This window comes from Paenibacillus sp. JCM 9796 (assembly GCF_055379675.1).
In genome coordinates, this window is sequence record NZ_AP043723.1 from 4,881,539 (window position 1) to 4,897,027 (window position 15,489).

10 protein-coding genes and 2 tRNA genes are annotated in these 15,489 nt (G+C 52.9%); 11 read left to right on the forward strand and 1 reads right to left on the reverse strand.

Annotated elements, in window-relative coordinates; all coding sequences use genetic code 11:
* The 7 genes from ACZ439_RS23405 to ACZ439_RS23435 all read left to right on the forward strand — a co-directional run bounded on the left by ACZ439_RS23405 (window position 1) and on the right by ACZ439_RS23435 (window position 11,646).
* Window positions 1–930 (forward strand): ABC transporter ATP-binding protein, encoded by a 930-nt coding sequence (locus ACZ439_RS23405; protein ID WP_127607292.1) that lies wholly within the window; start codon window positions 1–3, stop codon window positions 928–930.
* Window positions 927–2,402, forward strand: a complete 1,476-nt coding sequence (locus ACZ439_RS23410) for an ABC transporter substrate-binding protein (protein ID WP_127607294.1) — start codon at window positions 927–929, stop codon at window positions 2,400–2,402. Before ACZ439_RS23405 ends, ACZ439_RS23410 begins: the two co-directional genes overlap by 4 nt.
* Window positions 2,403–2,451: 49 nt before the next feature.
* A complete protein-coding gene (locus tag ACZ439_RS23415) occupies window positions 2,452–4,671 on the forward strand; it encodes a hypothetical protein (RefSeq protein WP_464620273.1) in 2,220 nt (739 codons plus the stop codon).
* 196 nt (window positions 4,672–4,867) lie between these two features.
* Window positions 4,868–5,389, forward strand: a complete 522-nt coding sequence (locus ACZ439_RS23420) for a GbsR/MarR family transcriptional regulator (RefSeq protein WP_054798722.1) — start codon at window positions 4,868–4,870, stop codon at window positions 5,387–5,389.
* A 115-nt stretch (window positions 5,390–5,504) separates the two neighbouring features.
* Window positions 5,505–8,603 carry an efflux RND transporter permease subunit gene (locus ACZ439_RS23425; protein WP_464620274.1) on the forward strand — a complete coding sequence of 1,033 codons (3,099 nt, stop codon included), beginning with the start codon at window positions 5,505–5,507 and terminating at the stop codon, window positions 8,601–8,603.
* A gap of 51 nt (window positions 8,604–8,654) precedes the next feature.
* Window positions 8,655–9,911 carry an efflux RND transporter periplasmic adaptor subunit gene (locus ACZ439_RS23430; RefSeq protein WP_127607302.1) on the forward strand — a complete coding sequence of 419 codons (1,257 nt, stop codon included), beginning with the start codon at window positions 8,655–8,657 and terminating at the stop codon, window positions 9,909–9,911.
* 31 nt (window positions 9,912–9,942) lie between these two features.
* Window positions 9,943–11,646 carry a hypothetical protein gene (locus ACZ439_RS23435; RefSeq protein ID WP_054798723.1) on the forward strand — a complete coding sequence of 568 codons (1,704 nt, stop codon included), beginning with the start codon at window positions 9,943–9,945 and terminating at the stop codon, window positions 11,644–11,646.
* Window positions 11,647–11,718: 72 nt separating this feature from the next.
* Here ACZ439_RS23435 and ACZ439_RS23440 read toward each other — a convergent pair whose 3' ends face one another.
* Window positions 11,719–12,726 (reverse strand): phosphatidylinositol-specific phospholipase C/glycerophosphodiester phosphodiesterase family protein, encoded by a 1,008-nt coding sequence (locus ACZ439_RS23440; RefSeq protein ID WP_464620275.1) that lies wholly within the window; start codon window positions 12,724–12,726, stop codon window positions 11,719–11,721.
* A 180-nt stretch (window positions 12,727–12,906) separates the two neighbouring features.
* On the opposite strand from ACZ439_RS23440, the gene ACZ439_RS23445 reads away from it, so the two are divergent.
* From ACZ439_RS23445 to ACZ439_RS23460, 4 genes are all read left to right on the forward strand, one after another.
* Window positions 12,907–13,479, forward strand: coding sequence for a phosphatidylglycerophosphatase A family protein (locus ACZ439_RS23445; protein WP_054795552.1), 573 nt, complete (start codon window positions 12,907–12,909; stop codon window positions 13,477–13,479).
* A gap of 371 nt (window positions 13,480–13,850) precedes the next feature.
* A tRNA-Met gene (locus ACZ439_RS23450) sits at window positions 13,851–13,927 on the forward strand.
* A 7-nt stretch (window positions 13,928–13,934) separates the two neighbouring features.
* Window positions 13,935–14,008, forward strand: a tRNA-Ile gene (locus tag ACZ439_RS23455).
* Window positions 14,009–14,237: 229 nt separating this feature from the next.
* Window positions 14,238–15,458, forward strand: a complete 1,221-nt coding sequence (locus ACZ439_RS23460) for an MFS transporter (RefSeq protein WP_464620276.1) — start codon at window positions 14,238–14,240, stop codon at window positions 15,456–15,458.
* Window positions 15,459–15,489 lie beyond the last annotated feature (31 nt).

The following is a 15,489-nucleotide window of genomic DNA, read 5'->3' on the forward strand; positions in this document are numbered from 1 at the left end:
GTGATTCATTGCGAAGGACTCGTCAAAATCTACAAGACCGACGATCTCGAGGTCGTCGCCCTGCAAGGCTTGAATATCGAGGTCGCTCCGGGCGAGATGATGGCGATTATCGGCAACAGCGGAAGCGGGAAATCGACACTGCTCAACATATTGGGCGGCTTGGACCGTCCTTCCGCGGGACAGGTGAGGGTCGGCGAATGGAATTTGCTGAAAATTACCGATGACGAGCTTGTGAAGTACAAGCGGAAAACGGTTGGTTTCATCTGGCAAAACAATGCGCGCAATTTGATTCCGTACTTAACCGCGCTGGAGAACGTAGAGATGCCGATGATGCTGAGCGGTACCTACGACCGCGCTTACGCGCGTCAGCTGCTCGAGTGGGTCGGCTTGAAGGAACGCATTCATAACAAGCTGCAGCAGCTTTCCGGCGGAGAACAGCAGCGGGTGGCGATCGCCATAGCGTTGGCGAACCGGCCGTCGCTGCTGCTTGCGGACGAACCGACCGGTTCTGTCGATACGCGAACGTCCGATATGATCATGGATATTTTTCGCCGGCTGAATACGGAGCTTGGGGTCACCATTGTGATCGTCACGCACGATATGACGCTGGCGGGTAAAGTGGACCGTGTCGTGGCGATTCGCGACGGCATGACGAGCACCGAGTTTATTAAACGCAACCCGGACCTCGATCGGGCGGGAGCGGAGTCGGCTGCCTCGCTGGGGGGCGTACATGAGGAGTATGTCGTGCTCGACCGCGCGGGCCGGCTGCAAATTCCCGCCTCGTACTTGAAGTCGCTTGGGATCGAGGGCAAAGCGTCTATGGAATTCGATGGAGAGAAAATCATTATCAAAACGCCGAAGCTGCTGGATGATGTGCAGGCACCGTCAAACTTCGGAGAGAAGAAACCAATCGGAGGGGTAAAACGATGAATAAACGACTGAAACAAACGATGCTGCTTTCGCTCGGCGTCGGCTTAATGGTACCGATGCTGCAGGCTTGTACGAAAGCGGGCGGCTCCGACGACAATACGGAGAAGGTGCTGCGCATCGCGACGACGATGTACAGCGGGCCGGACGGCGAATATTTCCGCCAGCGGTTTACCGAGCTTTACGAATTCGCCAACAAGAACGTCAAAATCGAAGTGATTCCGACCTACGATGAGAAGTACATGTATGGGTATGTCCAGCCTGACCCGAAAGAAAAGCCGGAGGACCCGTTAGCCAAGCTAAAGGAGCTTATGCAGGGCGACAATCCGCCGGACGTCGTCGTGTTCGGCTACGAGCAGCTGGAAGACTTGATAGCCGACAACCTGCTTACGCAGCTTGACCCGATGATAACGAAGGACAAATTCGACACGAGCGACATCGTGCCTGCTGTTATTGACGGCATCAAGAAGCTTGGCGACGGTAAAATTTACGGCTTGTCCCCGACGTTCAACTCTTCGGCGGTCATCTACAACAAGAAGATATTCGACGAAGCGGGTGTCGAGTACCCGACGGACAAGATGACCTGGCAGCAAATGTTTGACCTGTCCCGCCGGGTAGCCAAAGGCGAAGGCGCGGACCGCAAATACGGCTTCTCGTTCTCGACCTACAACATGGGCGGTGATATGACCTACGCGACGCAAATGTACACGGCTCCGCTGCAGCTGCGCATGTTCGACGAGCAGGGCGAGAAGATGACGGTGAACACCGACCAATGGGAGAACGTCTGGAAAACGATGCTGCAGCTCAAAACCGAGAAGCTCCTGCCGGAGCAGCTCGATATGTCGCAAATGAGACAGATGGATCAGCAGCAAACGTATAATCCGTTCCAGCACGACGACTTTTTATCCGGCCGTGTAGCGATGTCGATCATCAACTACGGCGAACTGGATCGCGTCATCAATGCGATGAAGAACGCGGAGGGCATTAAAGGCTTTACTCCGTTCGATTGGGACGTGGTAACGCTGCCGGTGCATGAAGAGGCGCCGGACGTCGGCGGGTTCATGGGTATGGAAGGCGTCATGGCGATCAATTCGAAGGCGCAAAATGCAGCCGAAGCCTGGAAGTTCATCCAGTTCGTGAACGGCGAAGACTGGGCCAAGTTGAAAGCAAGCAGCAATCATAATATCGTCTCCCGTCAGAAGTACATTAAGAAGAAAGACGGCATCGAATTTAACCTGAAGGCGTTCACGACGCTGACGCCGGCGCTGATGCTTGACAACAAGCTGTACCGCGAGCGACAAAACCTGTATCGCGTGAACGAAATCGGCTCCCGCCTGCTCCAGGAAGTCTCGCAGGGCAAACTGCAGGTTCGTGACGCGTTAAAGCAATGGGAGACGGAAGGCAACCAGCTGCTGCAAAAAATTAAAGAAAACCCGAACGGTCCGATCGACATGCCGATGCCGATGGCGGGGTGAGGGTTTTATTGGGCAAGCGACTTCACCTTAGAGGAGGAAAGCAACGAACATGAATCAAAGACGTAAACGTGTCAACAGGGCTTGCTTGTGGTTTCTAGCTTCCGCCTTGACGCTGGGCAGCGCCGTTCCCGCTTTTGCGGCGGACGGCCCGGCCGGCGGAACATCCAGCTCCACCGTGCTTTCGACGGGCAATGCGCCGTCGATCGGGCAAGTGAGCGTGAACGGCAACAGCACGTTCGAGGTGAAAAACTTATCGATGCTACCGGAACAGGGCAGCAAGACTGTCATTTTCACCTTAACGGTCCATAACAACGGGACGAGCGACTTGCAGTTCATCGATTATTGGGTCCGGCTGCGTACGGCTTCCGGCAACCAGATTACGGTGAAGGTGCTCCCGCAGGATAAGGACAAAAACCGGATTACCCCGAAATCGAGTCAGGATATCGGGTTTTATGCGACGGTCAATGAAACGACACAGTTGAATGACCTTATTTTTGAGATTATCCAATGGGATTTCAGTCAAGCGAACTTCGAACGTAAGCTTGGGGAGGTGCAGGTGCCGGACTACTACAGCATCGTGACCCCGGCAGGCGCTCCTCGAACGATTCAAATGAACGGAAACCCGGTCAAGACGCAAATTGAGAAAGTGTATGTCGGAAAAAACGAGAAAAACTACACGCCGACGATCGTGCTGAATATGGCCAATACAGGCAGTCGAAGCGTGGCCGTGCCGACCTATCAATATTTAATTCGAACGAGCGAAGGCTACATGTACCCGCTGAATCCGAAAGGCGCGAAAGAGCAGACCATCCTTCCGCAGACGGATAAGGATATCGAACTGACGGGATCGGTGCCTGTTTCCTTATCGAAGGAAGGGTGGCAGCTGGTGATCGTCCAGAATGCGGCCGATCTCAAGCTGAACCTTCCTGTCGCGTATTACACGCTACCTGCCGTATCGGAACCCGACAGCGTCGGTACGGGCGTCGCGTACGATTTCACCAACAAGGACGGTACGTATTCGGCGGAGCTGAATGCGGTTCAAAGAATGCCGTGGGAAGATCAGGACATTCTGGCAGCGAAGCTGCTGCTCGGCAACAAAGGAACGGAATCGCTGCCATTACCGGACCTAACCGGGTATTTTATGCTGGACGACAACATCAAAGTGGAAGCCAAGCTGATTCGTACGGATAAGGTCATTGGTCTGGCGGCCGGCGGGAGTGCGCAGTACCAGTTTATCGGGAAAATTCCGTACACGTACGAGTTCGCCAAAGCGAAGCTCGTTCTCCAGGAAAAAGCGGCAGTCGGCGGCGGCTCCGGGGGAACCGGCGGCACGGACGGGGGCGGCTCGACGGACAGCGCGAGCTCGGAGGATTTGCTCGAATTCGAGCACAGCTCGGAGCTGATGAGCATCCCGCTTAACAACGTCGGCGAAACGTACAAAGTGACGAGCGTTGGGCGCAGCGCCAGCTACAAGGTGCGCAAGCTGACGACATACACCGGCGACACGGCCGATACGATCGCCGTCCAGCTGGAAGCGGTCAATGAAGAGAAGCGGTATAACAGCGTGTCGAAGCTGGTCGGATACTTCAAAACAGCGGACGGCACCGTTCTCCCGGCGACCTTCGGCGAGATCAAGAACAAGATCAGCCCGGGAGGAACGGCCCTGCTGCTCATGTCGAGCGTCATTCCGAAAGGGATGGATACGAATGGGCTGCAGCTGATGATCGGCGATGCGGTCACGCAAGACAAGCTGACCGAAGGCGAGAACAAGCCGGACGCTTACGTGAACGCCGCCTCGTTCTGGCTGCCGGCCGAGCAGAAGGAAGTGCAGCCGAAGCTGCTGAACATCGATCTGGCGCCGTATAAGCTGTCGATGAGTAAGATTCATACGCGCGGAGACCAAGAGGGCATTCACTTGTTTTTCGATTATGAGCTGAGCAAGAACTTGCTGAACGAAACGAACGTCGAGGGGCGCAAACTCGTTATTTCCTTGGAAGATCGTGAAGATCGCGTTAAGTTCAGCTGGGATTTCGATTTTAAAGACTTTGAGAATTCGGATACGTCGAATGGCAGCGACCCTTCGCAAAATATAACAGGCAAACTGCTGCTCGGCAAGAAAGAAAAGTTTAGATTGGATAAAAATGACAGTAATTTCATTTATTTGGTCTCGTACCTCAAAGATTACGATCTGAAGGTATACGAATCGCTCAACGGTCATAAGAAGCTGCTAGCCTCTCAAAAAATTACCTGGTTTGAAACGACGGACTAATTCATCGTAACCGTGCTTGCTCAGTTTCGTATAACTGACAGGCGCGGTTTTTTTTTACATGATGCTCAGAGAATTGAACACTTGGTTAATTTTATGTGGAACATATTGACAGAGGGGGTTGTTGCACAGTAAGTTATTATCGTTAACAATTTTGTTAACGACGGAAACATACATAACCCTGAGGAGTCTATGTAAGATGAATTCACCACCTGTTTCGTTCTCGGACCTGAAGCGTTCGGAAAGCAACGTGATGTCTCTATCCTTCGAATCTGAGGGCTATAGTCCGCTGGTCGGTAAAATTTTCTCGCTGCTGCTGTTCGCATCCGAGCCGGTCAGTCTGCAGGAAATGGCCGATCAATTGGGTGTGACGAAAGCGGCCGTCAGCGTGCAGGTGCGCACCCTGGAGAAAAACGCGCTATGCACCAAGCTTGCCACCAGCAGCGACCGTAAAGATTATTACTACATCTCCGACGACGTCAACATCATCACGCTTCGAGGGACGAGGCAAAAGATTGAAATTTATAATCGCCACGTTCAAACGACGCTGGAGACGATGGAAACCATCGGGGATCTCCCGCCCGAAGAACGCGCCTCCTACGAGGCTGCCAAGCGGAGGTACAAGGAAGCAGTGGCGATGTATCAGCTTATTTTATCGCGGCTGGAAGGCATCGAAGAGGAGTGGCAGCTCGTGAAACAAAAGCTTGAAGAAGAAGCTTGACGAAAAAGTTTGACGAAGGATCGCCTTCTAGCCGAAAAACATTTTCAAAAAAATGAAGGGGACCCTCCGAAAGCTGCGTCTAAGTTGTCAGCATTTCTAATGGAGGAGTAGAGAGATGAATCAATTAACAAGTTTTTCCATGAAGAACATCACGGCCGTTATCATCATTGTTCTTCTCTTATTCGGAGGCGGGGCCTACGCGGCGACGACGCTGAAAGTAGAAAGCATGCCGGATATCTCGTTTCCGGTCGTCCTCGTCAACACGCAATATACGGCGCCCCCGAAGGACGTGCTCGAAGACGTCACGAAACCGCTGGAGAAGGCGGTCGCGAGTCTCGAAGGGATTAAAAATTTGAAGTCCACGTCCAGCGATAATTTTTCGCAAATCGTGATCGAGCTTGAACAGAGCATCAAGGCAGACGACGCCAAGAAGGACGTAGAGAGCTTGATCGCCAACGTCAAGCTGCCTTCCGCCTCGGAAAAGCCGAAAGTGCAAACGTTTGGTTTCGCTTCTGAGCCCGTATACTACTTGTCGGTTTACGCCAAGAACGGGATGAGTCAGCAAGAGCTTGACAAAGTGTACAAAGACGTCATTTTGCCGGGCTTCAACGCCATGAAAGGGATCGACCACGTAGATTCGATCGGCAACCAGGAATCGGTGCTGACGATGAAGCTGAACGCGAACGCGATCCAGAACTATGGCCTGACCCCGTCGCAGGTGTCGCAAAACATTCGGGCCGCTTTGATGACGAGTCCTGCGGGAACGGTCGACTTTAACGGGAACGAGCAGATGGTTCGCGTGAAGAGCGATTTGAACACGATTTACAATTTGGAGAATATGAAAATTACCGCCCCTACCGGTACGACCTTGCTGCTGAAGGATATCGCGAAAGTGGAAGCAATCACGGAATCCACCTTCTTGTCCCGTCTTAACGGTCAACCGGCGATCGGCGTGCGCTTGTTCAAGACGAAAAATGCCAATGCCGTCGAGTTTGGCAACGAAGCCGATAAGCTGATGGAAGGCTGGAAGAAGGATTACCCGAACATCACCTTCCAAGCGATCTACAACGGCGCGCTTGACATTAAAGAGTCGATCAACGGGATGTTGAAGGAGGGAGCACTCGGTGCGATTTTGGCTTCGGTCATGATCCTGCTCTTCCTTAGAAATGTTCGGATGACCATTATCGTTTTAGTCTCAATCCCGTTATCAACTTTAATTACATTGCTTATCATGGCGCCGCTCGGCATCTCGTTGAACATTATGACACTGGGCGGCATGGCGATCGCCATCGGCCGGGTCGTCGACGACAGTATCGTCGTTATCGAGAATATATACAGCCAGCTGCAAAAGGCGCAGGAGCGAAACGAGTCGGTCATCAAGCTGGCCACCGCCCAAGTTTCGTCGGCCATTACCTCGTCGACGATTACGACGGTAGGGGTATTCGGACCGATCGCATTCGTCAGCGGCGTACTGGGCGAAGTGTTCCGCCCGTTCGCGATTACGCTGTCCGTGGCGCTGTTGTCCTCGCTCTTGGTTGCGGTCACCGTAATCCCGATGCTGGCTAAGCTGCTTGTGCTCGGCAGCAAGAACATCAAAGCTCACGACGAGGCTCCCGTCGGCAAACTAACGCTTACATATAAGAAGGCTTTGACCTGGTCGCTTCGCAACCGGATCAAGACGCTGCTCATCGCCATGCTGGCGCTCGTCATATCCGTCGCCGGTACGGTGCCTTTCCTGGCTTCGGGCTTCATGCCGGAGAGCGAATCGGATAAGATGCTGATGTTGACGATCAAAATGCCTCGCGAAACGACAATCGAAACGATGAACGAGAAAGTGAAGGAAATCGAGAAGATGATGTTCGAATCGAAGGATTCGGCGGGTCAGCCGACGTTCGATTATGTGGAATCGTCCATCGGCTACAACGGGGGATCGGACCGGATCGCCTACCGTTCTTCGTTCTTTGCGGTCGCTTCCGCGAACTCTAATGCGAAGGATGTCGTTCAGGATTTTAAGAAGAACATCGAATACTTGCTGCCGAAAGGCTCCGAGGTTGACGGTTCAGTGCTTTCCATGGGAGGACCTCCTTCCGGCGGCGCTGACTTCAACTATGTGTTGAAAGGGGACGATCTGAACTATTTGCGTGAGGCCGCGCAATTGGTCCGCGACAAAATGAAAGAGTTCCCGGAAATGATTGATATTAAAGACAGCTTGAGCGAGTCGAAGCAAGAAATCGAAATTAGCGTCGATCAAAACAAAGCCAGATTGTTCGGCCTCTCTTCGGCGCAAATTATGGAAGGCGTGCACTCCTGGCTGGCAGAGGAAAAAATCGGCGATTTGAAATTCGACAACGCAACGTTTGAAACGAAGGTCATGCTCGATCCTAGCTTCAAAAACTCGGTCGATAAAATCGGCAGCTTTACGATCATTACGCCTTCCGGCTCCAAGGTTGCGCTGAATGAGGTGGCGAAAGTGCGCCAGATTGAGGCTCCGGTCTCCATCACGCGAGAGCAGCAGGAGCAGTATGTGAACGTAACGGCCAGGATCGATTCGATCGACAAAGGCGGCGTCAGCGCGAAAATTTCGGCAGCGCTTGATACATTAGAGCTGCCTCCGGGCGTACGGACGCAGGTAAAGGGCGTGACGGACGACATTCAAACGAGCTTTAACCAAATGTTTATTGCGATGATTGCTTCCGTCTTCATTGTGTATCTGATCATGGTACTTGCCTTCGGCAACGGCACCGCGCCGCTCGCCATCCTGTTCTCGCTTCCGCTTGCGGCTATCGGGGGGCTGATTGCCTTGCTGATTACAGGCGAATCCATCAATATTACGTCGCTGATCGGCTTCCTTATGCTGATCGGGGTCGTCGTAACGAACGCCATCGTTCTCGTCGACCGGGTACAGCAGCTGCGCGAAGAAGGATACGAAGTCCGCGAAGCGTTAATTGAAGCAGGCCTGACGCGTCTTCGTCCGATCATTATGACGGCCGGCGCTACCATTATCGCCTTGATGCCGCTGGCTCTCGGACTGTCCAAGGGGGCGCTGATTTCCAAAGGTCTTGCTGTCGTCGTTATCGGCGGGTTGACGACTTCTACGCTCCTGACACTCGTTGTCGTACCGGTCGCTTACGATTTAATTAACGGAGTTGTCCGCCGCTTGTTCCGCAAAAAAAATAAAGCTGTCGACGTCACTGCGACAACGGCTGCTCATTAAACCTGAATCAGGGTTTGTTGATTGACAGAGAGGGAAAAGGAGAATCGGTCCATGAATTCGACAATGAAGTCTACGTTGAAACACAGCACCAAAGTGGCGGGAGCCGTTGTGATCTGCACGGCGCTCATCGCGGGCTGTTCCGCACAACCGGCAGCTCAGCCGACGGCTGCCAATGCTGCCGAATCGCAATTGAAGGTCGTGAAAGTCTCACCGGTGGAGAAGAAGAAAATCGGGGATCCGCTTGAGCAAGTGGCCGATGTCGTCGCCTCCGTCCAAATGGATGTAATCACGAAAGTGAACGGCGATGTGCTCGAAATTTTGAAAAAACGCGGCGATGTGGTCGAGAAGGGCGATGTGCTGTTCCGCCTTGATCCGACGGATTTGCAAATTTCCAAAGAGAAGGCGCAAATCGCATTGAACGGCAGCCAGCAGCAATTGGCCAAAACCCGTAAGGATTTGGCTGACGGCAAACAAGATATGGTGAACGGCATCGCAAAGCTGGAAGCCGCGGTCCGGGATACCGAGAAAACCTATAACAAAATGCGCAACGATTATGACCTTGGTCTTGTGACCAAATTTCAGCTGGAGCAGCTTGAAACCCAACTGAACAACTTGAAGCTGGATCTTGAAAGCTCCCGCCAAAAGCTGAAAACGTTCGAGTCTACGAATCAACTCGCCCAGCTGGAGCAAGGCGTGCAGACGGCCGATGTGACGGTTCGCGAATTGGAGCGCAGCCTGAACAACACGGAGGTGAAAGCGACGGCCAGTGGGGTATTGACGGATTTGCCTGTGGAAATCGGGATGACGCTTAGTCCGGGCTTCAAGGGAGCGACGATTCAACAGCTCGACCCGGTGAAAATTAAAGCGGAGCTAACCGAAGAGGCGGCTCAACTGATCCGCGGCAAGCAGGAGCTCGAATTCTACGTTCCGGGCGAAACGGAGCGGGCGAAGGCGAAAGTCGTTTATTTGGCGGATGTCATGGGCGCACAATCCAAATCGTACGCTCTGGAGCTGGAAGTGGCGAATGCTGATCGGAAATTAAAACCGGGCATGAAGGCGCAAGTGTTGTTGACCGATGACAACGATCAAGTCGTGGTGACGGTTCCTACGCTTAGCGTCGTGCGGGAAGGAAGCGAAACGTTCGTCTTCGTCCTGGTCGGCGACACGGCGGAGAAGCGCAAAGTGGAGCTCGGCCGTTTGAACGAGACCATTCAAGAGATTATCTCGGGCGTTAAGGAAGGCGAGCAGTTGATCGTTTCCGGCCAAAACCAACTCAAAGATAAAGAAAAAGTGCAGCTGGCGAAGTAAGGCCAGAGCGGACTTGACAGGAGGAAAACAAGTGAACAACAAACTGAAATTATCTGTAGCATCCGTCGTAATTTCTGTCTCCCTTCTCGGTACCGGCTATTCGGCTCTTGCGGCCGATTCGGCCGCTGCCGGAGCACCGGCTGTCGTTTCCTATAAGTTGACTGATTTGCTGGACGTTGAAGTGAAGGGTGTATTGAACGAGCGTGTCGATGCGGGTACGCGGATCGGCGTAGTCGTGAGATTGAAAAATAACGGCAGCGCCATTACGCGCGTACCGGACTACGAACTGCGCGTTAGAACGAACGAAGGCATCGAGTATACGCTGCAGGGCAGCGCCGCCAATGCCAAATCGCTTCAACCGAAAGCGACGACGGAATTAAGCTACATGACGACGATCGACCGGACGGACGAGGTCGTCTTGTCTCAAGTGAACTGGACGGATGTCGATTATTACGTGTATCCGAAGAAAGAGACGCTGATCGTCGGCATACCGGTTCAGGGTGTCTCTTGGCAAGGCAGCGACACGACGATCACGGATCCGGCGGCGTTGAAGAAATGGTCGGAATCGTTTACGATCCCGGGACTGATCTCGCCGCTGCAATACACACCGGTTTCTTTGAACAAGGAATCGACTGAACAGGGCACCGTGATTGTCGTTCAATTGCTGGCTTACAACCCGACGGGCAAGCGGGAAACGATCCCGGCCTTCGGAATCGACGGCAAGAGCGCCAGCAAGGTTTACGAAGGTTCCCGTGTAGAGCAGCGCAGCCTCGTACTGGAACCGAAGGAAGAGAAATATATTCATTATGCGATTCCAGTCGATCAGGATACAACGATCGAAAGCTTTAACGTGCTGACCCGGGAGTCGTTCGCGCAAGCGGGCGGCGTTACGAATTTCAATGTCGGCCGACTGAATATCATACTGCCTTCGAACGCAGTAACGACAGGCGTTGCCGCGTATAAGATCGGGACGCCGATTGCGTTCGACAAGCTGAGCGAGCTGATTCATCCGGATATGCAAGTGTCGGTTGTCGAGTTTGTGATGGACGAGAACGAAGAGGCCGGCAACAAACATGTAACGGCCAAATTTAAATTGACGAATAACTCCAGCAAACCGGTTGCGCTGCCAACGTTCCAAGCGGATCTGGTTAGCACGGACGGTTACGAATATGCCGGAAGCCGTCAGAACGTCGTCACGCGGACGGTCATGCCGAACTCTTCGCTGACGGTCAGCTACAGCTTCACAGTGCCGGTATCGGAGAAAGGCAATGGGCTTGTCATGAAGATCCAGGATACGACGTCCGCTGCCCCTTACAAATCGACGGTTGCCGTGTTCTCGACGGAGCTTCAAGCTCCTGAGAAAGGCAAATTCAGCCTATATCCGTTCGATGTGAAGGTGAAGGATTGGCATCTCGTTTCCGATTACGGCCCGACGACGCAATACCGTTATGCGTACCGTCTGAAGCTGGATCTGGCGATTCAGCGCGATGAGCAGGTTCAGTTAGACCCGAACTTCTCGAATCTGTTCTTCGAGCTGTACGATTCCTCCGACCGCCTTGTCGGCTCGGCAAGCGGAAGCCTGTACGGAACCGGGCGTCTGGTGAACGGGGAGAACAACATCACGATTAACGGAGCTTCGGAAACGTTTGATCCAAGAATGAAAGTTCGCATTTATGAAACGTTCCAAACGCCTGCGGGCGAAGCGAAACGGTTACTCGCCGAGTTTAAGCAATAATTCCGCTCATTCCTATAAGACGCAACAAAGCCGACCTTCTCGAGGTCGGCTTTGTTGTTTAGCTGCTTGCGGTTACGTGAACTTCGAGGCGATCCAAGCCTTGATCAGGGCGACGAGCCATTCCGCAAAGCCCGCTTCTTCGTGCACTTCAGCGGTTGTCGATGCTTGTGCTTCGGCCGTTGCGGCGGCAACGGCCGTCACCGGGCTCGCGATCACCGGACCTTCCGAAGCCGATTTGGCAGCCGGCGCTTCCAGCGGCTGCAAGCTGTCTGTATAGATCCCATGCACGCCCAATCGGCGAAGACGTTCTTCATCCTTCGGATCATTCACAGTATGGGCGTATACCTTGACGCCTTCTTGCTCGAGACGTCGAATCCAGGCTGCATCGACTCGTTCGACCGGCATGGCAATTGTATCGATACCGAACGATTTCACGACCCGGATCACCTCCCTATGACTGAGGGACGATAAATACAACGAATAGATGATGGACGGGAACGGATAAATTTGCCGCACTTGGCGAATCATTTCGGGGGTATACAACTCGGGTACGATCCGGTCTAGCAGCGCCGGATCTAACGCGTTCGCCGCGTCTATAATTTGCTGGAACTGCATCTTTACCAGTTTCGGATCGGTTTCCTTCGTGTCCGTGATTAAGTAGGCGCCCGGATGCAGTTGAAGCAGGTAAAGGAGTTCTTTGATCTCCAGCGGTTTATATTTTTCAAGGATTAGACGTTCTTTGAATTGGTTGATTGTCATCGCTTGATCGCGGGTTTGTTCGGAGGCAACCGGTTGCTTGAGCAGGCGGGACAAATAGTCAGACCAGTCGTGTCTGGCTACGAGTCTGTCGTCGGACGTTAGGATCAGGTCGGCTTCGAATACGCGAAAGCCCTTGTCGTAATTGCGAATTAAAGCGTCGCCGGCGTTCGCAGCCGCAGTACCGTCGAGCTCTCCCAGTCCGTGCGCGATATACGTATGCTCTGTCCAAGCCGATGCCGCGTGAGCTGTTGTTCCGAAGAGGAAGCCGAAGATCAGGATGGGACTGAGGAGTGCCGAGATGGCAGGTGGACGTAGGGACATGGATTCCACTCCTTATGTCTGTTTGTCATTTATTAAACCAACAGCCAAGGAGTGTAACACGTTTTTGGAACAATGGGCGAACGACCAAGAGCCGTTTTTGATAATTCCGAAAAACACCTGCGTACAAGCGGTTACATCCCATGGTATAATGAAATCACTTCATGTAAAGGGGCGATATTCATGAATCGTCAAGTTCATAGCAAGGAAGTCAAGGCCGCCGTCTACCGGAAGCTCCAGGAGCGCGGCGTCACCATAGAGGATATAGCCCTGATCGTCCGGGAGATGCAATTGCCCTACAACGCGGCGCTCACGATAGATCAATGCGTGGAAGCGGTCCATGCGGTACTGCAGAAGCGCGAGCTTCAGCATGCGATTCTCGTAGGTATAGAGCTCGATGTGTTGGCTGAAAAGGGCCTGCTGTCTGAGCCGATTCAATCGATTATCGCTTCGGATGAAGGCTTGTTCGGCTGCGATGAAACATTGGCGCTCGGGTCAGTTTTCGGTTACGGCAGCATCGCAGTTACGACCTTCGGCCATTTGGATAAACAGAAAATCGGCATCATCAAGCAGTTGGACACGAAGAACGGCCGAGGCGTGCATACGTTTCTGGACGACCTGGTGGCCAGTATTGCATCGTCCGCTGCCAGCCGCATCGCTCACCATCAACGCGACCAGCAAGAGCGGGAGGAGCAGGATAACGTCGTTGTTCCCATCGTGCCGGATTTGGAGACGCCGGAGAAGAACGCAGGGTGATGCCCGCTCGGTGAGGCTATAGATTTTCCTGAAATTGTACAATTATGCGAAAGCATCCTTAGAAATAAGGGTGCTTTTATTGGGTTACACTACAAGCATTGCTTCCTCTTCATTATGGAACCAGGCGGGGTGAGGACTGTTGAGATGGGTCTATTGGGTAAAATTATATGAGAGCAAGTTTCAAGCAGGCTGCTTAGCTAAACGGATGGAAGAAGATTGGTGGATTTACGGGTACGAATGCCCTTCTGAGGTTGAAGTTTTTCGCTCCAGAAAAGGGCGCTTTGGAGTTCGGTATACCGTTTAAATTTGTGCTTGACTGCGAGGATTTATTTGGTGTATATTTATTTTTGTCGCTGTCGACAGCACAATGGCGCGAGGTGGAGCAGCCCGGTAGCTCGTCGGGCTCATAACCCGAAGGCCGCAGGTTCAAATCCTGCCCCCGCAACCAAACTCCAGGGCCCTTAGCTCAGTTGGTTAGAGCGGTCGGCTCATAACCGATTGGTCGGGGGTTCGAGTCCCTCAGGGCCCATACGAAGAAAACCCTTGCCGAACAAGGGTTTTTCTTTATTTGTGGATGACATCATAGAAAGAACTCCCTACGGCTGAAGAAGCTGGAGCGCACGATTTATTGCACCGATGCAGAAAGGCGATACCGCACCAAGCAGTTCGCCTTTTTTTGCTGCCTCCTCCTTTCGGATGTCCTATTGATTGACATATTCGGGCAGTTATTATTTATGGATAGGAAGAGGAAATCTAACATGAATTCATCAAAAAACCAAGCTCCATTGCCGCAAAAGAAGGACCGTTTCCCGTTATCCCTCTTATGTCTCACCATTGGAGCCTTCGCCATCGGCATGACCGAGTTTATTATTATGGGTCTTCTGCCTAACGTCGCCGACGATCTGCACGTTACGATTCCGCAAGCCGGGCAGCTTATTACGAGCTACGCACTCGGTGTCGCCGTAGGCGCTCCCGTGCTCACCGTGATTACCCACCGCATGCAGCAAAAAAAATTGCTCGTTCTGCTCATGTGTATCTTCATTGCCGGCAACGCCTTGTCAGCGGTGGCTCCTACCTACTATTTGCTTATTGCCGCGCGAATTATGACGGCCTTTGCTCACGGATCATTCCTGGGCGTCGGGTCGCTTATAGCAGCCCGTCTCGTACGACCCGAGAAGCGGGCGGGTGCCGTATCCATGGTACTAGCCGGAATAACCGTGGCCAATATTATCGGCGTACCGTTCGGAACTTTCATTGGTCAACAGCTTGGGTGGAGATCTTCGTTCGGAGCGATTACCTTACTGGGGATCCTTTCTCTTATCGGCATTATTCGATTCATCCCCATCATCCGCCAAGATCAACCGTCCAGTTTGGCCCAAGAGTTCCGCAGTCTGGTGAACCCGCAAGTGCTGCTGATGCTGATTACGGGTGCATTGGGATGCGCGAGCCTGTTCTCCGTCTTTACGTACATTACACCGATGCTGGAATCGATTAGCGGCTTTGCCGAACACAGTGTGACCTGGATTCTAGTGTTGTTCGGTTTCGGAGTGACCATCGGGAATATAGTAGGCGGCAAGCTGGCGGACCGGAAGCTTATGCCTTCGGTCATGGTTAACTTTGCTGTACTGGCGGTCATTCTTTCCTTGTTGACCGTAACACTCCGTTATCCCGTTCTTGCCGTCATCACCGTCTTTTGCTGGGGAATCGCAGCCTTCGGCATCATGCCCGGCATCCAAGTACGCATCATGAATTTGGCGCATGAAGCGCCGCTGCTCGCAGCGACCTCCAGCCATTCTGCCTTGAACCTGGGCAACGCTTCAGGCGCTTATCTCGGTGGCCTGACCATTACGTATGCCGGTCTGACTTCCGTACCGTGGCTGGCAGCGATCCTTACCATTCTCGGCCTCGCCGGGGCATTGCTTAGCTATGGAGTCGAGCGGAAGCTAAGCCAACAGGTTTTAGTCAATAATTCGGTATAAAATGTGAGGAATATCGACAGGTAGAATAAAA

Coding starts and splice junctions, on each gene's coding strand:
- ACZ439_RS23445 (WP_054795552.1), top strand. CDS start 12,907: ATGAATCGTCAAGTTCATAGCAAGGAAGTCAAGGCCGCCGTCTACCGG.
- ACZ439_RS23425 (WP_464620274.1), top strand. CDS start 5,505: ATGAATCAATTAACAAGTTTTTCCATGAAGAACATCACGGCCGTTATC.
- ACZ439_RS23410 (WP_127607294.1), top strand. CDS start 927: ATGAATAAACGACTGAAACAAACGATGCTGCTTTCGCTCGGCGTCGGC.
- ACZ439_RS23440 (WP_464620275.1), bottom strand. CDS start 12,726: ATGTCCCTACGTCCACCTGCCATCTCGGCACTCCTCAGTCCCATCCTG.
- ACZ439_RS23420 (WP_054798722.1), top strand. CDS start 4,868: ATGAATTCACCACCTGTTTCGTTCTCGGACCTGAAGCGTTCGGAAAGC.
- ACZ439_RS23460 (WP_464620276.1), top strand. CDS start 14,238: ATGAATTCATCAAAAAACCAAGCTCCATTGCCGCAAAAGAAGGACCGT.
- ACZ439_RS23430 (WP_127607302.1), top strand. CDS start 8,655: ATGAATTCGACAATGAAGTCTACGTTGAAACACAGCACCAAAGTGGCG.
- ACZ439_RS23415 (WP_464620273.1), top strand. CDS start 2,452: ATGAATCAAAGACGTAAACGTGTCAACAGGGCTTGCTTGTGGTTTCTA.